The sequence below is a fragment of the Stenotrophomonas sp. GD03958 genome, assembly GCF_029839005.1.
In the GTDB taxonomy this organism is placed as follows: domain Bacteria; phylum Pseudomonadota; class Gammaproteobacteria; order Xanthomonadales; family Xanthomonadaceae; genus Stenotrophomonas; species Stenotrophomonas hibiscicola.
Genome location: NZ_JAOBZT010000017.1, coordinates 1 through 18,607, shown reverse-complemented (window position 1 = coordinate 18,607; position 18,607 = coordinate 1). Strand labels below are relative to the sequence as shown.

Here is an 18,607-nt window from a genome sequence, read left to right as displayed (position 1 = left end):
ATGCCTGCTGAGGTACAGCAATGACCGTGCCAACTTCTTGCGACCCGCAAGTCGTTGATTTCCCTAAGCCCGCCCCGCACCGGTGCGGAACAGCGCGCACCAAACGGGTGCAGTCGGCAGCAGGCGCACCCATTTGGTGCAGCAGGGATCGTCTATCCTCTCGCCTTCTTCCTTCCTCCCGCGCGTGCCCGCACCGTCCATGTCCGACCTGCTCTCTGCCCTGCTGCTGGGCATCCTCGAAGGCTTGACCGAATTCCTGCCGATCTCCAGCACCGGCCACCTGCTCATCGCCCAGCACTGGCTGGGTGCCCGTTCGGACTTCTTCAACATCGTCATCCAGGCCGGCGCGATCGTCGCGGTGGTGCTGGTGTTCCGCCAGCGCCTGCTGCAGCTGGCCACCGGCTTCAACCAGCGCGGGAACCGGGAGTATGTATTCAAGCTGGGGGCGGCCTTCCTGGTCACCGCCGTGGTCGGCCTGGTGGTACGCAAAGCCGGCTGGTCGCTGCCGGAGACGGTCAGTCCTGTGGCCTGGGCGCTGATCATCGGCGGTGTCTGGATGCTGCTGGTGGAGGCCTACACCGCGCGCCTGCCTGACCGCGACCAGGTGACCTGGACCGTGGCGATCGGCGTCGGCCTGGCGCAGGTGGTGGCGGGCGTGTTCCCCGGTACCTCGCGCTCGGCCTCGGCGATCTTCCTGGCCATGCTGCTGGGCCTGAGCCGCCGCGCAGCGGCGGCCGAATTCGTGTTCCTGGTCGGCATTCCCACCATGTTCGCCGCCAGTGCCTACACCTTCCTGGAACTGGCCAGGGACGGGCAGCTGGGCAGCGAGAACTGGACCGAGGTGGGCGTGGCCTTCCTTGCCGCGGCCGTCACCGGCTTCGTCGTAGTGAAGTGGCTGATGGGCTACATCAAGTCGCACAGGTTCACGGCCTTCGCCCTCTACCGCATCGCGCTGGGCGCGGCGCTGCTGCTGTGGTTGCCCTCCGGCAGCTGAACAGCACCGGGGCACGGTAACCCCAATGCCGGCCCCACCCCGTTTCCCCCACGGTTCCCCAAGGAGAATCACCATGAACCGCAAGCTCACCCTGCTCCTCCCGCTGGCCTTGATGGCCGCGTGCAGCCAGACCCCGGCCCCGGCCGGCACCGGCGGCGATGACGTGGCCCCGGCCGCGGCCAAGGCAGCGGACCAGCAGACGCTGGCGCATCTGGATGCGCAGCGCCTGCAGAGCCAGCACTGGCTGCTGCAGCAGGCCACCGGCGCCGACGGCAAGCGCATCGACGCGCTGTTCGCCCGCCAGGACAAGCCGGTCACCCTCGACTTCACTGACGGTCGCCTGTCGGTCAGCAACACCTGCAACCGCATGGGCGGTGGTTACACCTTCGACGCTGGCAAGCTGACGGTCAGTGCGATGGCCTCGACCATGATGGCCTGCACCGACAAGGCGCTGATGGCGCTGGACGAGGCCGTGTCGAGCCGGCTGCAGGGCGAACTGAAGGCCGAGCAGGACGCTGATGGCAGGCTGACCCTGACCACCGCCAAGGGCGACACGCTGGTCTTCAACCCGGAACCGACCGCTGAAACCCGTTACGGCGGCGCCGGCGAAACCGTGTTCCTGGAGGTGGCCGCGAAGACCGAGAAGTGCTCGCACCCGCTGATCCCGGACTACCAGTGCCTGCAGGTGCGCGAAGTGAAGTTCGACGACAAGGGCCTGAAGCAGGGCGAGCCGGGCAAGTTCGAGAACTTCTACGGCACCATCGAGGGCTACACCCACGAAGACGGCGTGCGCAACGTGGTGCGCGTGAAGCGCTACGAGGTGAAGAACCCGCCGGCCGATGCGCCGTCGCAGGCGTACGTGCTGGACATGGTGGTCGAGTCGGCCATCGAGAAGTGATGTAGAGCCGACTGTTAGTCGGCTGGCACTTGAAGGGCGGCCGCGAGGTCGCCCTTCTTCGTTGTGCGTTGTAGAGCCGAGCCCATGCTCGGCTGCTGTCTATCGGGAAAAGCAGCCGAGCATGGCTCGACGCTACCGAAAGCAACGCCGGCCAGCGGCCGGCGCTACCGGGGTTGCGGTTACAGCGCCGGGTTCAACGTGTAGGTGCCGTGCAGTGCGGCTTCGGCCAGCACGTGGCCGTGCATGGCGCGGTACGCGTCGGCGGCGGTAAAGCGCTGCGGCAGGTCCAGCGACGCCACGTCCAGCGCGAATACCCGGAAGAAATAGCGGTGCATGCGCTCGTCGTTGAACGGCGGATACGGGCCGTCATAGCCCAGGTAATCACCGGCCATATCCGGGTTGCCCGCGAACCAGCCGGTGAAGTCGTTCAGGCCCTGGCGGCTGCCGGCCGGACCGGCGGGTGCGGGCTTTCCCTTCACCACGAAGCCGTCGCTGCAGCTTCCTGCGGCGATCTCCTGCACCGAGGCCGGAATATCGGCCATCACCCAGTGCACGAAATCGCAACGTGGCTGGTCACGCGGCACGCTCATGTCGCTGCGGCCAACCGTCTCCGGCACGGTCGGCACGTCCGGGTCCACGCACACCAGCAGGAACGAGCGGGTGCCGGCCGGCGCCCCGTTCCAGGCAAGGTGCGGGTTGCGGTCGGGCGCAAAACCATTGGCATCGCCGGCGGCGAACTCACGATCAATCGGTGCGCCATTGGTCAGGCTGTTACTGGTCAGCTGCATCAGGATCTCCTCACTCTTCCGGGTAACCCAGGCGCACCGCAACCGGGGTGAGCTGGGCGAAGGCGGCGCTCATCACGTCGCGGTAGTTGCGCCAGTGGCCGGGCGGGAAGCGCGGCGCGCCCAACTGCGCCGCCGGCGGCATCGGCCGCTCGAACAGGCGGCCCAGCAGTTCGGCCATCGCCTGCGGATCGTTGCCGACCTGGTCGATGCGCAGCAGCACGTGGGGGTACAGGTCGTCCTCATGCAGCGTGGCAATCTGGTTCAGCGCGCGGGTCAGCCATTCACTGGCTTCGGCCAGCGAGGTCATCGCCAGCGGCGCGGCGGCACCGTAGGCCACCCAGTCCAGCAGCATGTCGCGCGGATCACGCAGCACCAGCACCAGTCGCCCCTGCGGCAGCTGCGGGCGCAACGCCCACAGCAGGGCGTTGTCCCACCACAGCAGCCAGTCGATGACGGTATCGCTCTGCAGGCCACGCGCCGGCAGCTGTTCGCGCCAACGCTGCACCAGCCGCTCCGGCGTCAGTACGCCCGAAGCGAGATCCTGCAGCGTGTTGTAGTTCTGGAACGCATCGTCGGGCGGGTTGCTGGTGTAGCGGTCGCTGCGCAGCACCGGGCTGGCGGCCGCCAGGCCGGTCGCCACGCGCTCCACGCCCGAGCCCGGCGCGCCCCAGAGGAAGATCGGCGCGGAACTGGTGTTGCCGTCAATCTCACCCTTCTCCGGCCAGCTTGGCGGAGACTTGGCCTGCGGTGGCAGCGGCAGGCGTTGCGGGGCCTGGTCGGCCTGCAGCGACAGCCAGGTACGCAGGGCCTCCTGCGGCTGGCCGGCACGGTCCTGGATCTCGCCCATCCAGGTGCGCAGATCGGCGCGATGCGCTTCCGGCGCCTGCTCGACCAGCGCCTGCACGCGGGCCACTGCAGCAGGCGGATCACGCTGCAGCAACCCTTCAACCAGGCGGGTTTCGCCACTGACACGGCCCGGTTCAATGCTGACGATACGCTCGGCAATGGCTTCGGCCTGCTCGTGCTCGCCCACCATGTCGTGCAGGCGCAGGCGTGCTTCCAGCGCCGGCAGGTGGCCCGGCATGGCGTCCATCCAGCGTTCAACGGTCGCCGCGGCAGCGGGGCTGCCAACTTCTTCCACGGCCAGGCGCGCCAGCCACAGATCATGCAGCTGCGGGTGCTGCTCCAGGGCAGCGTCGAGGCGTGCACGCGCCTCGTCTTCGCGGCCAAGGCGCTGCCAGGACATCAGCAGCAGCTGCAGCAGCTGGCGGTCATCGGGGATCGCTTCCAGCAAGGGCAGCAGATGGTCCAGCGCCTGCAGCGGCTGGCCGTTGCGCAACGCCAGCTCACCGGCCAGGCGCCGCATCGCCGGCACGTCCAGCTCCGGCTGCCGCAGGGCCACCTCCATGGCTTCGGCCGCCGCCGGCACGTTGCCTTGGCGCAGCGCCAGCTGCACCACAAGGCCATGCAGCGAGCTGATGGCCGGGTTCAGTTCCAGCACGCGGCGGAACGCCTGCTCGGCGAATGCCAGCATGTCCTTGCCAAGGTAGGCAAAGCCCAGCGCATAGAGCACGCGGGTGTCATTCGGCTGGGCCTTGTTGGCTGCCGACAGCAGCACCAGCGCACGGTCCGGGTCATCGCGGCGCAGCGCGATCATGCCGTCGATGGTCAGCAGCTCGGGGTGGTCCGGCTCCACGCGCGAGGCCAGGGTGGACAGGCGTTGTGCCTCGTCGAAGTCATTGCGGCCAACCGCCAGGTGCGCCTGCATCAGGTAGGCGGCGAAGGAATTCGGGTCGAGGCCGGTGGTGCGCGCCAGTGCCTCGTCCGCGCCCTGGTACTGGCGCAGGGCAAGCAGCAGGCCAGCGTGCTGCAGGTGCAGCTGGGCATCATCGGGGGCCAGCTGCAATGCCTGCTGCAGGGCCTCCATGGCATCTTCGGCCTTGCCCTGCTGCTGCAGCGCAAGCGCCAGCCAGCGGTGGGCCCCGGCCTGGCCGGGTTCGTCACGGGTCCACGCCTGGGCCAGCTGCACGGCCTGGTCGGCCTGGTTCTGGCGCAACGCTTGGATGATCTGGTCTTGCATGGCGGTCCGGTTCGAGTGCAAACCCGCATTGTAGCGGTCCACGCGCCGGTGCCGGTTCAGCCCGCCAGCACCCGCTGCAGGCGCTGCGCCACCCACCGTTCGGAGAAGCCGTCGCCCCGCCAGTTTTCCAGGAAACCGCAGTGGCCTCCCCAGCAGGCGGTCTCCAGGCGCGCGTGGCGCGGCAGCTGCCAGTCGCTGAAGGTCGCATAGGGAATCACCGGGTCGTCCTGCGCCATCAGGATGTCGGCCGGCACCTGCAGGGCCGACAGGCGGTCACCGGCAATCGAGTAGCCATCGAAATAGGCCTGCAGCGAGCCAAAGCTGGTATGCCGTTCAACCAACCAGGCGGTCAGCGCACGGATATCCAGCTTCAACACGCGGTCGTCGCAGTCGCTCAGCTCGGGGAACAGATCGCGCTTGCGGCGCAGCGAGCCGGCCCATTTGCGTCGGAAGTACCAATCGTACATTGCCGGACCATTCTCGATGCTCTCCATGGTCAGCCCCGGGTCCAACACCGGGCACACCGAGGCCACGCGCAGCAGCGGCACGCCGGCGGCCGGCGCGCGCAGGGCCAGGCGCAGCACGAAATTGCCGCCCAGTGAGTAGCCGGCCGCCACCAGCGGCAGCTGCGGCCAGCGCTGGGCGATGTCTCCTGCGGCATGCACCACTTCATCGATCAGGTTGGAGTGGAAGATGCCGGGGTTCAGGTGATGGGTGTTGCCGTGGTCGCGGAAGTTCAGGCGCACGACATCGAAACCCTGTTCGATCATGCGCGCGGCCGCCATGCGCATGTAGCTGGATTCGGCACTGCCCTCCCAGCCATGCAGCAGCAGGGCCATGCCCTTGGGTTCGCGGCCTTCGACATGGCTGTGCCAGCCCTGCAGGCGCACGCCATCGCCGCCGTCGAGGATCAGCTCTTCGCTGACCGCGCCGGTGGCCGCCAGCAGCAGCAGGCCGCGCTGCAGGCGCATGCGGCTGGAGCTGAGCATCGACTGCAGGTGCGGGTTGCGCAGCCAGCGCGGCGGCTGGTAGTCAGCCGCATGCAGCGTCGGCGTACCGGCGTCCAGGACAGGTGGCGGAACCAGGGCCACCGTGCCCTCAACCGGTGCTCATGGCCGCCACGATGCGCGCGCGCGAGGTCTCCGCGATGCGCCGACGGCCTTCCAGGTCCTGTGCACCGATCGGTGCCAGGAAGTGCACTTCCGCACGCCGCGCCGGCTCACCGAGCAGGCGCAGGAAATTGGCGAAGAAGCTCTCGCCGGGGCCGAATGCCACGATGGTCTGTGCGTCACCCTTGAGCCCATAGACCAGCGCCACCGGCTGCACCGGAACGCCGGTTTCAACCGCGGCCTGGAAGATGCGGGCATGGAACGGCCCCACTTCGTGGCCACCGCGGGTGCGCCCTTCCGGGAACACGCCCACTGCCTTGCCGCCACGCAGGCGATCGGCCATCACCTGCATCACCCCGCCCAGCGACTCGGTGTTGCCACGCTGGTGGAAGATGGTCTGCCCGCGCGCAGCGAGCCAGCCGACCAGGGGCCAGCTGGCGATTTCGCGCTTGGCGACGAAGCCCATCATGCGCTGGCTGTGCAGGATGCAGATGTCCACCCAGCTGACATGGTTGGCCACGAACAGCACGGCACCGGGCAGCGGCGCGCCCATCTGCACCAGGCGGAAGCCGAAGATCCACATCAGGCCCCCCTGCCACCAGTTCACCACCTTCGCCCCGAGGGTATCCTCGCCCACGCGCAGCTCGCCCCACGGCGGAAGCATGCCGATCAGGATCAGCGGCAGGAACACGGCGATGTGGACCAACAGCAGCGGTACGCGGTACAGGTAACGGCACACACGCGCCACGCCGCCACGGGGGGCCGGAGTGGGGGAAGTCATCCGCGCACGATACCGGAGCGTCGCAGCAGCTGCCAGCCGATTTAGGCCATAACGGCCATTGACCGGGGCAATCGGTGGGGAACGCTGGGTTCTGCCGTCGTCAACACGCCCGACCGGGGGCTCAACCGTGGCCGGCCGCCACCACCGCCAGGGTCAGCCGCGAAATGCATACCAGGCGACCCTGCTCGTCCTCGATGCGGATCTCCCACAGCTGGGTGCTGCGGCCCACATGCAGTGCGCGGGCGGTGCCGGTGACAATCCCCGAGCGCACCGCCCGCACGTGGTTGGCATTGATCTCCAGGCCCACGCAGACCTGCTTTGCGGTATCCACGCACAGGTTGCCGGCGCTGCTGCCCAGCGTCTCGGCCAGCACCACCGAGGCCCCGCCGTGCAGGATGCCGTAGGGCTGGCGGGTGCGCTGGTCCACCGGCATGGTGGCCTGCAGCCAGTCTTCGCCCGCTGCGCTGAAGACGATGCCCAGGGATTCGATCGCCGTGTTGCGGCTGAGCGCATTGAGCTGCTCGAGGGAAACGGCTTCGCGGAACACCTGGGTCATGCGGTCACCTTCAGAGAATGGGAACGAGGCCGGCACCGAATGCGGTCAGCATGCGCACCAGCAGCCACTTCGGGCCGACGTTGACTTCGGGGAAGTCGCCGACGGCAACGTAGCAGCGATGGAACTCCGGGTCCTGCCGTGGCAGCGGCTGCGGGCAGTCCGGGCCGGGCTTGAACTCGTAGTCGGTGGCATAGCGCCATGGCCAGAAGTCGAGGATCGGCAGCGCTTCGGAGGCTTTGCCGACGCTGTAGTTCAGCCCCGACAGCACCGGCGGCTTGGCCCGCGGCGCCACCGTCCAGGAGTTCTGCGGATGGGTATCGCGCAGGATGCTCTCGGCCAGCTGCTCGGCAAACACCGGATCATCGATGATCACCGCGCCTTCGGTGTTGTAGTTCTCGCTGCGCGGATCGAAGTTGTGGGTGCCGACCACGCCGATGCGGCGGTCGACCACCAGCGACTTGGCGTGCAGGCCCATGCGCGCGCCCTTGCGGGTGACCGGCAATGGCTTGTTGACCGCCTTGCTGCCCAGGAACGAGGGCCGCGTTTCGGTGCGCAGCAGGCGCGTTTCCACCTCGCTGCCGGCCGCGCGGCGGCGTTCGCGCGCGTTCTGGTAGGCACTGCCGGTACGCGGATGATTCACCACTGCCTGCCTGCGCGTTGTTGCCCGGTCCCCCTCGCTGCCCCCCCCGGCATTGCTGCCGGCGGCGCTGCCGCCGATCAGCGGGTTGCGGCCGCCGTCGTCGTCTGCCCCGGGGGCGGCGATCGGGTCGGGCAGCAGGTTGCGGTAATCAACCGGCGCATCCAGCGGGAACGGCTTGTATTCGAAGATGTTGAAGCCCAGTTCGCGCATGTTGCGCCGCTTGTACTTGTACGACAGCGCATACACGATGGGGTTGTCGGTGGCCGCCAGGCTGTTGCTCGACACCACCACGCGCGGTGGCTGCGGGCGCTTGCGCAGCTCGCGGAACAGCTTCTGCGCCGGCTTGGACAGCACCAGGTACGGCGTCTGCAGGATCACTTCCTTCTGCGCACCGGCAATGAGTGCATCCAGCTGGGGCTCGGTCACGTGCTGGCCGGCCAGCGGGGCATCGGCCTTCTCGCGCCGGTGCTTGCGCGGCAGGTCGGCGACATAGCGCACCGAGGCCACTGGCAGCGCGGTATCCACGAAGGAACGGGTGACGAAGTCAATGTCATTGGCCTCGGCACTGACCCGCTGCACCCGTTCCGGGCGGCGGAACGTGGCGGGGGGCAGCGCCGGCACGCCCTCGCGCAGCAGGGTGCGGCCGACATCATTCAGGCGCTCGGCCGGCACGCTGCGCTGGGCACGCCAGAAGGCATCGAAGTTGGCCGCCATCGCACGCGCCTCGGGGCCGGCAATCAGCACGTCGCGGTCGCGGAAGTTGTACTCGCGGTCCCAGTCGTAGTAGTCGTCCTGGTAGTTGCGGCCTCCGACCACGCCGATTGCGTCGTCGATCACCAGCAGCTTGTTGTGCATGCGCTGGTTGAAGCGCCGGAAGCAGCACAGCACGCTGCCGGCATAGTCGAAGTAGTTCAGCCGGGCCTTGCCGAACGTCGGGTTGTAGACCCGCAGCTGGAAGTTCTGGTGGGCGCCGGACAGCGCGCCGAGGATCTGCAGGTCGGAGATCGCCGAGAGCTGGTCGATCAGCACCCGCACCTTCACCCCGCGCCGCGATGCAGCCAGCAGTTCGTCGATGACCAGCCGGGCGCTGTCGTCCTTGTCGAAGATGTAGGTCTGCAGGTCGATGCTGCGGGTGGCGCTGCGCAACAGGTTCAGCCGCGCCACCAGGGCGCCTTCTCCCTCGTCCAGCAGGGTGGCGTAGTGGCGCGGTTGCTCCGGGGTGGATTCGGTGAACGCCCGGCCGGCCAGCGCCCGCAGCGGCGAGTCCTGTGCGCAGCGGTCGGCGCGCTGGCAGTCGACCTGGGTCGAGCGCGCCTGCACGGCGATCGCTTCGGCGCGGTCGCGCTGGGTATTGGACAGCGATGCACAACCGCTGCCCAGCAACACGGTTGCCAGCGCCAGTACACGCAGCAGGAGGTTCACGGTTTCGGCGCCTCGCTCAGGCGCGCTCGCAATACGAAGGTCACACGATCACTCAAGGCAAGCTGCCAGCTGTCCATTCCATACCGGCCTCGCTGCACGGTACCGCGGCTGACGACGTCACAATCATAGCCGGGTCGGGCGCACTCCGCCTTCTCCACCCTCAGCTTCTCGGGATGGCTGACCCCGCGCAGGGTCAGCCGGCCGTTGATGTCCCCCCCCTCTTCCACGGTCTCCGGCCAATACGGCAGCGAGTCGAACTCGACCACCGGGTGGCGGCCCGCGTCGAAGAATTCCTCGCCGCGCATCCAGCCGGTATAGCGCGCCTTGCCGGGGATCTCGACCGAGCGCGTGAACATCTTGAGGTGCACCTGGTGGCGGCCATCGGAGAGGATCTCGATGCGGCCCTCGAAGTGCGGGAACACGCCTTCGATGCGCTGGCCGAAGCGGGTGCGCACCTCGAAACCGATCTGCGAGCGTTGGGTGTCCAGGCGCAGGACCCGATGCGCTTCGGCGACCACCGGCGGCAGGGGCGTTGGCGTTGGCGGAGGAGGCGCGGCAGGCCAGGCCGCGCCGGAAGCCAGCAGCACGGGCAGCAGAAAGCGGCTGCGCCGCGCCAGGCTCATTGGATCACGGCCACCAGAACGCGTTCAGGCTGGCCACGCCCGGCTCGATCGAAGCCTCGCGCGGGAAGCCGAGCACGGCAATGCCGGCCGGCGGCATGCCGCGGTAGTCGCTGCTGGTGCCGTCGGTCATCAGGGCCACCAGCTGCTCCAGCCCCGGGTTGTGGCCCACGATCAGCACCCGGTCCAGGTCGCGACGCTCGTCCACCAGCGCCGCCAGGGTGCCCGGGGTGGCTTCGTAGATCCGGTCTTCCAGGCGCTTCTCGACATAGCCGATGGCCGTCATCACCGCTTCCAGGGTCTCACGGGTACGTCGCGCCGGCGAGCACAGCACGCAGTCCGGCAGCAGGTTGTTCTCCTTCAGCCACTTGCCGGCGGCTTCGGCTTCGGCCAGCCCCACCGGTGACAACGGCCGGTCGAGGTCGGCCTGGCCGGGGGTCGCCGGCTCGGCGTGGGCATGGCGCAGCAGGATCAATTCACGCATCGCGGGTTTCCATGAAGAAGAGGATGCAGCAGGAAGGGTGATGCAGGCATCAAAGCTTCAGCCAGGACAGCAGCGGCTCCCAATCGGCCTGGTGCTCGCGCACCTGGGCCGAGCGGTAGTCGAACAGGCTGCGGCCAAGGCCGGTCATGACCACATAGCTCTGGCTGTCGCGCAGCTGCGCGACCACCGGGTACGGCCATTCACCCAGCATCTGCAGCGCCTGCTGCGAGGTCTGGGTCCAAGGCTTGGTACGGTTGAGCACCAGACCCACTGGCAGCTTGCGGCTGTGCACGCGCGGGTTCTGGGCCAGGCTGTTGAGGAAACCGACGATGGCTTCGATATCCAGCGCCGAGGGCAGCACCGGCACCACCACCGCGTCGGCAGCGTCGAGGAAATGGGGAATATCGTCGGCCAGGGCGCCGGCCGGCGCATCGATGATGACGGTGTCGGTACCGTCGGGCAGCTTCTGCGCCCACTGCTTCTTCCGATATACGTCGATCGGCAGCACCGCACTTTCCAGCCCGGCACGGCGTTGTGCCCAGCGGGTGCTGGAGCCCTGCGGGTCGGCATCGGCAATCACCGTGGCCTTGCCCTGCAATGCCGCGTACGCGGCCAGGTGGGTGGCGACGGTGGTCTTGCCCACCCCGCCCTTGGAACCGGCCACCAGGATCGTCTTCATGCCAGCCTCGCTTCCGGGTACGTTCCCCGAGCGTACACCGGCGATGGTGACGGGAGGTAGCGTCGTGCTGAACCAGCGGCCATCGCCTTTGCTATCGTGGCGCTCCCGAAGGATCGAACCGGCATGAGCGAACTGCAGGACCTGAGCGCGTTGATCCGCGCCAATACCCCACTGATCGTGATCGAGACCCAGGACGAGGGTCGCATCGTCGAGCTGTTCCGGCAGACGCTGATGCACGTATGGCGGGCGCTGCACCGCTGGTCGATCACCGAGGGCCTGCGCCGCATCGACCTGGACAGTGAAGACCCGCCGGTCGGGCCACCCGATGCCAGCGCGGCCCTGCAGATGATCCGCCAGGCCGACCAGCGCGGGGTCTACCTGCTGCTCGATTTCCACCCGTACCTGGGCTATGCCAGCCACCAGCGCGCCCTGCGCGACCTGATCCAGCGCCGCCACAGCGAGCCGCATGTGCTGGTGCTGATCGGTGCCAAGGTGGAGCTGCCGGCCGAGCTGGAAGCGTTGGCCGTGCGCTTCAACCCGCGCCTGCCCGATGCCAACGCCCTGTTGAAGATGCTGCGCGAAGAGGCCGACGCCTATGCGCGCGAGCACGGCGGCCGCCGGGTCGAAGTCGACAGCGAGGCGGTGAAGAAGATCCTGAAGAACCTGCAGGGCCTGAGCCTGGTCGATGCCCGGCGCATCGCGCGCCAGCTGATCTACGCCGATGGCGCGCTGCGCGACGACGACCTGCCGCAGCTGGCACGGCTGAAGTTCGAGCTGCTCAACCGCAGCGGCCACCTGTTCTTCGAGCATGACAGCGCGCGCTTCGGCGATGTGGCCGGCGCCAACCGGCTCAAGCGCTGGATCAACCAGCGGCGCGTGGCCTTCATCGCCGGCTCGGCGCCGGCCGGGCTGGACCCGCCGCGCGGCATGCTGCTGCTGGGCGTGCAGGGCTGCGGCAAGTCGATGCTGGCCAAGGCCACCGCCGCCGGCTTCGGTGTACCGCTGCTGCGCCTGGACGTGGGCGCGCTGTACAACAAGTACCACGGCGAGACCGAGGCCAACCTGCGCCAGGCACTGGCCTCGGCCGAGCAGCTGGCGCCCTGCGTGCTGTGGATGGACGAGATCGAGAAGGGCTTGGCCAGTGGCGGCGAGGACGGTGGCGTATCACGCCGTGTACTCGGCTACCTGCTGACCTGGATGGCCGAGCGCAAGGCGCCGGTGTTCATCGTCGCCACCGCCAACCAGGTGCACGAGCTGCCGGCCGAGCTGCTGCGCAAGGGCCGCTTCGACGAGATCTTCTTCGTTGACCTGCCTTCGCCTGACGTGCGCGTGGAACTGCTGCGGCTGCACCTGGGCCGGCGCCAGCTCAATGGCGACGACTTCGCGCTGCCGGCGCTGGCGGCCGCGGCCAATGGTTTCTCCGGCGCGGAGATCGAGCAGGCGATCGTGGCCGGGCTGTATGCAGCGCACGCCGAAGGCCGGCCGCTGGACACCGAGCTGCTGATGAACGAGATCCGCGCCACGCGGCCGCTGTCGGTGCTGATGGCCGAGCAGGTCGAGGCGCTGCGGGCGTGGGCATCGGGGCGGACGGTTTCCGCGGACGACTGAGGTTTCCCGCGAACGGCGCAGCCCCTCGTGGCTGGTCGCTGAAAGCAACAGCCGCAGTTGGCCGGGCGGGTAGGCCGCGCAGGGGACGCTGCAAGTACATCCCTGTAAGCTCGGTCGCCGCTTGCTCGCGTGCGCTTTCCTGCGCACACGAGCAAGGCGCCATCGAGCCCCCATGGGTGAGGGCGCTTTGCTTGCGAAGCACTGCTTCGCAAGCGCCCGAACGCACAGCCGCCAGCGGCTGGGCCGGTCTGGGGGTTTACGGCGTGTCCTGCCAACCCACACCGCCCCGCCATCCCGCGGATTGCCCGCTGTTGCTGTTGCTTCGGCTGTTGCCTCTGCGGGTGCCGGGTGCAACCCGGCCAAACCCCTTCCCTCAGGGCCAGGCAGGCGGTGCGGCCGCCCAGGCCTGCTGCACCTCGGCCAGCGACGCACGCTCATCCTCGCGCCACTGCGGCAGCAGCTGCGCATAGTTGGCCGTGGTATTCCACTGCGTCGGCTCGGTGCGTACCGCAGCCGCATACCACTGTACCGCCTCCTGCTTCTGCCCCATCCGCCACAATGCCAGCGCATAGGTCGGCGGCACCCAGCTCGGCTTGGTACGCGCATTGGCGGCCGAGGCCAGCCACTGTTCCAGCGCCGCCTCTGGCTTGCCCTGGCGCAGCAGGTCCCAGCCGTAGTTCCAGCGAACGCTGCGGCCACTGCTGCTCTGTGCCGGGGCCTCTTTCATCGCCTCGGCATACAACTGCTCGGCCAGCTCGCCACGGCCCTGCGCACCGGCCACCGAGGCCAGTTGTACCGTGGCCTCGACCGCACGGCGGCCGCGTTCACGCAGCTTGACCAGCTGGGCGACCAGATCATCGCCCCCGCCCTGCACCGCCACCATCGGCGTGGCCGCCGGGTCATTGTCGAAGTAGAACTCCTGTGGTGCCGGCATGGCCGGCGCGGCCCACGCCGTGGCCGCTCCCGAGGCCAGCAGCACGCTGGCCAGGATCTTTCCTGGAACTGACATCCCTTCTCCCCAGGCCGCGACTGCAGCCTCCCTCTCTCTCTCCCCGATCCTAACCCCAGCACCGCCGTGGGCGCGAGTGCCGGGGCCTGCGCGGCCCCGCTGCTACAATTCGCGCCTTTCCCGCTGCGTGCGTGCACGCGGCCGGTGCCAGCCGATCCTACCGGGCCAGCCATGACCAGTACCGCGCAACTCACTTCGCCCTCTTCCGCCGACCTGCTCGACCGTGACTACACGCTCGACCACAAGTACACCCGCAACGAGGGGCGGATCTACCTGAGTGGCGTGCAGGCGCTGGTGCGGCTGCCGCTGATGCAGCGCCTGCGCGATGCCGCCGAAGGCATCGACAGCGCCGGCTTCGTCAGCGGCTATCGTGGCAGCCCGCTGGGTGGCTTCGACCTGGAACTGTGGCGCGCGCGCAAGCATCTTGAAGCGGCGAAGGTGAAGTTCACCCCGGGCCTGAACGAGGACCTGGGCGCCACCATGGTGTGGGGCACGCAGCAGACCAACCTGTTCCCCGGCGCCAACGTGCAGGGCGTGTTCGGCATGTGGTACGGCAAGGGCCCTGGCGTGGACCGCTGCGGCGACGTGTTCAAGCATGCCAATGCCGCCGGCACCTCGCGCTACGGCGGCGTGCTGGCGCTGGCCGCCGATGACCATGCCTGCCGCAGTTCGACCCTGCCGCACGGCAGCGAAGACGAATTCGTCAGCGCGATGATGCCGGTTCTCAACCCCGCCGGCGTGCAGGACATCCTCGACATGGGCCTGCTGGGCTGGGCGATGAGCCGTTACACCGGCCGCTGGGTCGGCTTCAAGACCATTGCCGAGACGGTGGAATCGTCGGCCTCGGTGCAGGTCGATCCGATGGCGCGCCGCATCGTGCTGCCGGGAGACTTCGAAATGCCCCCGGGTGGCCTCAACATCCGCTGGCCGGACCCGCCGCTGGACCAGGAGATGCGCCTGCACCGCTATGCGGTGAAGGCCGCACAGGCGTTCGCCCGCGCCAACGGCATCGACAAGGTGGTGATGGACGCGCCGCGCGCGCGGCTGGGCATCGTCACCACCGGCAAGAGCTACCTGGACGTGCTGCAGGCGCTGGAATACCTTGGCCTGGATGAAGCCGCATGCGCTGACATCGGCATCCGCGTGTACAAGGTCGGCATGACCTGGCCGCTGGAACCGCAGGGCATCGCGCGCTTCGCGCAGGGCCTGGAAGACATCATCGTGGTGGAGGAGAAGCGCGCCTTCATCGAGCGCCAGATGAAGGAACAGTTCTTCAACTGGCCGGCCAGCTGGGGCCAACGCCCGTCCATCGTCGGCAAGTACGACGAAAGCGGCGAATGGATCCTGCCGTCCACCGGTGAACTGACCCCGGCCACCATCGCCGGCGTGATCGGTCGCCGCATCCAGAAGTTCTTCAACAACGAATCCATTGAACAACGCCTGCAGTGGATGCAGCAGAAGGAAGCCGAGCTTGCGTTGCCGCGCGCCAGCTTCCCGCGCGTGCCGCACTACTGCTCCGGTTGCCCACACAACACCTCCACCCAGGTGCCGGAAGGCTCGCGGGCACTGGCCGGCATCGGTTGCCATTACATGGTGACCTGGATGGACCGCAGCACCGACACCTTCACCCACATGGGCGGCGAAGGCGTGACTTGGGCCGGGCAGGCGCCGTTCACCGATACCCCGCACGTGTTCCAGAACCTGGGCGACGGCACCTATTTCCACAGCGGCTCGCTGGCGATCCGCCAGGCGGTCGCCGCCGGCGTCAACATCACCTACAAGATCCTCTACAACGATGCGGTGGCGATGACCGGCGGCCAGCCGGTGGACGGCCCGCTGAGCGTGCCGGACATCGCAAAGCAGATGCGCGCCGAAGGCATCCACACCATCATGGTGCTGTCGGACAACATCGGCAAGTGGACCGGCCAGCGCGAACACTTCCCCAGCGACGTGGAGTTCCACGACCGCAGCGAACTGGAGGAGGTGCAGAAGCGCCTGCGCGAAGTGAAGGGTGTTTCGATCCTGATCTACGAACAGACCTGCGCCACCGAGAAGCGTCGCCGCCGCAAGCGCGGCAAGCTGGAAGATCCGCAGAAGCGGGTGCTGATCAATTCGCTGGTCTGCGAAGGCTGCGGCGACTGCGGCAAGAAGAGCTTCTGCGTGTCGGTGCTGCCGAAGGAAACCGAGTTCGGGCGCAAGCGCGAGATCGACCAGTCCAACTGCAACAAGGACTATTCCTGCGTGAACGGCTTCTGCCCGAGCTTCGTCACCGTGCACGGTGGCCAGCCGCGCAAGGGCAGCAAGCGCGATGCCTCCACGCTGCTGGACAACCTGCCGGCGCCGACGATCCGCGGCACGCTTGAGCAGCCCTGGAACATCCTTATCACCGGCGTCGGCGGTACCGGCGTGGTGACCATTGGCGCGCTGCTGGGCATGGCCGGCCACCTGGAGGGCAAGGGCGCGACCGTGCTCGACCAGACCGGCCTGGCGCAGAAGGGCGGCGCGGTGACCACGCACATCCGCATCGCACGCCGCCCGGATGACATCCACGCCGTGCGCATCGCCGCCGGTGAAGCCGACCTGGTGCTGGGCTGCGACATGGTGGTGGTCAACGACTACTGGGCGCTGTCGAAGGTGCGTGCCGGCCGTTCGCAGGTGGTGCTGAACACCTACGAAGCGATGCCGGGTACCTTCACCACCCGCCCGGACATGCAGTTCCCCGCCGCCGACATCATCGCCGGTGTGCGTGTGGCACTGGGCGGCCAGGAGCCGTTGCTGCTGGATGCCACCCAGCTGGCCACCGCGCTGCTGGGCGATGCCATCGCCGCCAATCTGTTCATCCTCGGCTACGCTTGGCAGCAGGGCCTGGTGCCGCTGTCGTTCGAGTCGCTGATGCGCGCCATCGAGCTCAATGGCGCTGCGGTGGCCATGAACCAGCAGGCCTTCGCCTGGGGCCGCCTGGCCGCGGTCGATCCGCAGGCCGTGCAGCAGGCCGCCGGCCTGGTGCGCAACCGCCACACCGATACCGAATCCACCCCGGGCCCGCTGCATCCGCTGCCGCCGGGCGAATGGGAGGGCAACGAATGGGGCGCCACCGCTGCACCGCGCAACACCGGCGACGAACGCGAGCTGCGCGGCCTGCCCTCGCACGGTGGCGACGTGGCATTCCTGCCGCTGGACGACGCGCGCCTGTCGCGCTCGCTGGATGAAATGATCGAGCGCCGCGCCGCCTTCCTGGTCGAGTACCAGGATGCTGCCTACGCCACGCGTTACCGTGATCTGGTGGCACGCGTGCGCGCTACCGAGGCCGAGCGCATCGGCGGTTCCACCGCGTTGACCGAGACGGTAGCCCGCTACCTGTTCAAGCTGATGGCCTACAAGGACGAGTACGAAGTGGCCCGCCTGTACACCAGCGGTGACTTCCAGCGCCGTCTGCAGCAGCAGTTCGAGGGTGACTACCAGCTGCGCTTCCACCTGGCGCCGCCGCTGTTCGCCAGGAAGGACGAGCAGGGCCGGTTGCTGAAGAAGGAATACGGCCCGTGGATGTTCAAGGCGTTTGGCTTGCTGGCGAAGCTGAAGTTCCTGCGTGGCGGCCGCTTCGACGTGTTCGGCCGCACCGAAGAGCGGCGCATGGAGCGCAAGCTGATCAGTGATTACGAGGCCACTGTGCAGGTGCTGCTGGATGGCCTGGATGACGACCGCCTGGCGCTGGCGGTGGAGATCGCCAGCATTCCCGAACACATCCGCGGCTTCGGCCACGTCAAGGAAGCGCATTTCGAGCAGGCCAAGGCGCGCGAAGCGGCCCTGCTGGCGCAGTGGCGCAATCCGAAGGCGCTGCATATCGTGCAGGTGGCCTGATGGTAGTGCCGGCCGCTGGCCGGCATCCCTCCTGGCAATCGGTTGCCAGCCAGCGGCCGGTACTACCGGCGGTTCAGCCCAGCCGCCACAGCAGCAGGCGGTTGTTGGCCGGCATCGCCACATCGCCCAACCGGGTGAATCCGTTGTCGGCCGCCAGCGCCTGCACCGCTTCGCTGTCGCGGATGCCGCTGCGCGGATCACGTGTCTTCAGCCAGGCATCGAACTGCGCGTTGCTGTCGCTGGTGTAGCGGCCGCCGTAGTTGAACGGGCCATACACCGCCAGCACCGCACCATGACGCAGCACCGGTGGCAGCGCGGCGAACAGTGCCTGCACGTGTTCCCAGCTCATGATGTGCAGCGTGTTGGCGCTGAATGCGGCATCGAACGTACTGCCCGGTGCCAGGTTCAGGCCGGGCGCTGGCGGCAGTTCCACCTGCAGCGCTATCGGCGGCAGCAGATTCAGCAATGCCGTTTCGGCACGCCATGCCTCGATGCCTGGCAGGTGGTCCGGATGATCACTGGGCTGCCAGCGCAGCCAGGGCCAGCGCTCGGCAAAGAAGGCAGCATGCTGGCCGGTGCCGCTGCCGATCTCCAGCACCCGGTGGCGGTCGCCAATCCACGGGTCGAGTGCGGTGGCGATGGGTTCGCGGTTGCGCTCGCAGGCTTCTGAATACGGCTTGCTCGACATCAGGGACGGTGTCCAGGCGGGATCGGCCCCATTGTGCACGAGGGGGTGTTGCTCGGCAGGGCTTGCAGCCCTGCACCCGCAGGAGCAACGGCAAAGGCCGAAGCAACGTCAAAAGCGGACTTCCTGTGGGTTGGCGGGGTGGGTCCGATTGCGGGGGACGCCGTAAATACGTCCCTGTAGGCTCGGTCGCGCCATCCATGGCGCTCACGCCCCCGCAACCGGACCCACCCCCGCCTTCGACAGTTTCCTGCGGTCTGTTGGAACGGCTCTTGGGGTCAGATGCGTTTTCCTGTGGAAACGGATCTGACCCCAGATTCATTTCGATGTCTGACAGATGTGTCGACCAAGGTCGACACCTACCAACAGCCGAGGAAATCTGTCAGATGCGGGGCG

Annotated in this window: 15 protein-coding genes; 4 read left to right on the top strand and 11 right to left on the bottom strand. The window is 68.1% G+C overall.

Translation table 11 applies throughout. The annotated features are described in order from the left end of the window. Positions 1 to 199: 199 nt before the first annotated feature. Positions 200 to 994 carry an undecaprenyl-diphosphate phosphatase gene (locus N5C25_RS07455; protein WP_058980250.1) on the top strand — a complete coding sequence of 265 codons (795 nt, stop codon included), beginning with the start codon at positions 200 to 202 and terminating at the stop codon, positions 992 to 994. A 73-nt stretch (positions 995 to 1,067) separates the two neighbouring features. Beyond that, on the top strand, positions 1,068 to 1,892 hold the full coding sequence (locus N5C25_RS07450; RefSeq protein WP_279936714.1) for an META and DUF4377 domain-containing protein: 825 nt from the start codon (positions 1,068 to 1,070) through the stop codon (positions 1,890 to 1,892). Positions 1,893 to 2,071: 179 nt separating this feature from the next. Here N5C25_RS07450 and N5C25_RS07445 read toward each other — a convergent pair whose 3' ends face one another. From N5C25_RS07445 to N5C25_RS07405, 9 genes are all read right to left on the bottom strand, one after another. Continuing rightward, positions 2,072 to 2,680, bottom strand: a complete 609-nt coding sequence (locus N5C25_RS07445; RefSeq protein WP_058980253.1) for a YbhB/YbcL family Raf kinase inhibitor-like protein — start codon at positions 2,678 to 2,680, stop codon at positions 2,072 to 2,074. 10 nt (positions 2,681 to 2,690) lie between these two features. Then, on the bottom strand, positions 2,691 to 4,760 hold the full coding sequence (locus N5C25_RS07440) for a tetratricopeptide repeat protein (protein WP_031270642.1): 2,070 nt from the start codon (positions 4,758 to 4,760) through the stop codon (positions 2,691 to 2,693). Between the two features lie 56 nt (positions 4,761 to 4,816). Then, positions 4,817 to 5,806 (bottom strand): alpha/beta fold hydrolase, encoded by a 990-nt coding sequence (locus N5C25_RS07435; RefSeq protein ID WP_026347255.1) that lies wholly within the window; start codon positions 5,804 to 5,806, stop codon positions 4,817 to 4,819. 52 nt (positions 5,807 to 5,858) lie between these two features. After that, complete coding sequence (locus tag N5C25_RS07430) at positions 5,859 to 6,650, bottom strand: lysophospholipid acyltransferase family protein (RefSeq protein WP_279936713.1); 792 nt, start codon at positions 6,648 to 6,650, stop codon at positions 5,859 to 5,861. Positions 6,651 to 6,771: 121 nt separating this feature from the next. Continuing rightward, the gene (locus N5C25_RS07425) at positions 6,772 to 7,206 is read right to left on the bottom strand and encodes a hotdog fold thioesterase (protein WP_021204081.1); all 435 of its coding nucleotides are present in this window, start codon (positions 7,204 to 7,206) and stop codon (positions 6,772 to 6,774) included. Between the two features lie 10 nt (positions 7,207 to 7,216). Then, on the bottom strand, positions 7,217 to 9,268 hold the full coding sequence (locus N5C25_RS07420) for a phospholipase D family protein (protein ID WP_279936712.1): 2,052 nt from the start codon (positions 9,266 to 9,268) through the stop codon (positions 7,217 to 7,219). Continuing rightward, entirely contained in the window at positions 9,265 to 9,891 is a 627-nt protein-coding gene (locus N5C25_RS07415) for a YceI family protein (RefSeq protein ID WP_019661947.1), read from the bottom strand. Before N5C25_RS07415 ends, N5C25_RS07420 begins: the two co-directional genes overlap by 4 nt. 4 nt (positions 9,892 to 9,895) lie before the next feature. After that, positions 9,896 to 10,372, bottom strand: a complete 477-nt coding sequence (locus N5C25_RS07410; protein WP_019661948.1) for a histidine phosphatase family protein — start codon at positions 10,370 to 10,372, stop codon at positions 9,896 to 9,898. Positions 10,373 to 10,421: 49 nt separating this feature from the next. After that, complete coding sequence (locus N5C25_RS07405) at positions 10,422 to 11,051, bottom strand: ParA family protein (RefSeq protein ID WP_010487235.1); 630 nt, start codon at positions 11,049 to 11,051, stop codon at positions 10,422 to 10,424. A 123-nt stretch (positions 11,052 to 11,174) separates the two neighbouring features. Between N5C25_RS07405 and N5C25_RS07400 the strand changes: the two genes are divergently transcribed. Further along, complete coding sequence (locus N5C25_RS07400) at positions 11,175 to 12,659, top strand: AAA family ATPase (RefSeq protein ID WP_019661949.1); 1,485 nt, start codon at positions 11,175 to 11,177, stop codon at positions 12,657 to 12,659. 373 nt (positions 12,660 to 13,032) lie between these two features. Here N5C25_RS07400 and N5C25_RS07395 read toward each other — a convergent pair whose 3' ends face one another. Beyond that, on the bottom strand, positions 13,033 to 13,668 hold the full coding sequence (locus N5C25_RS07395; protein ID WP_019661950.1) for a hypothetical protein: 636 nt from the start codon (positions 13,666 to 13,668) through the stop codon (positions 13,033 to 13,035). 171 nt (positions 13,669 to 13,839) lie between these two features. Here N5C25_RS07395 and N5C25_RS07390 point away from each other — a divergent pair, with 171 nt between their 5' ends. After that, positions 13,840 to 17,526 (top strand): indolepyruvate ferredoxin oxidoreductase family protein, encoded by a 3,687-nt coding sequence (locus N5C25_RS07390; protein ID WP_279936711.1) that lies wholly within the window; start codon positions 13,840 to 13,842, stop codon positions 17,524 to 17,526. 73 nt (positions 17,527 to 17,599) lie between these two features. Here N5C25_RS07390 and N5C25_RS07385 read toward each other — a convergent pair whose 3' ends face one another. Then, entirely contained in the window at positions 17,600 to 18,214 is a 615-nt protein-coding gene (locus N5C25_RS07385; protein ID WP_279936710.1) for a DUF938 domain-containing protein, read from the bottom strand. Between the last annotated feature and the right edge of the window lie 393 nt (positions 18,215 to 18,607).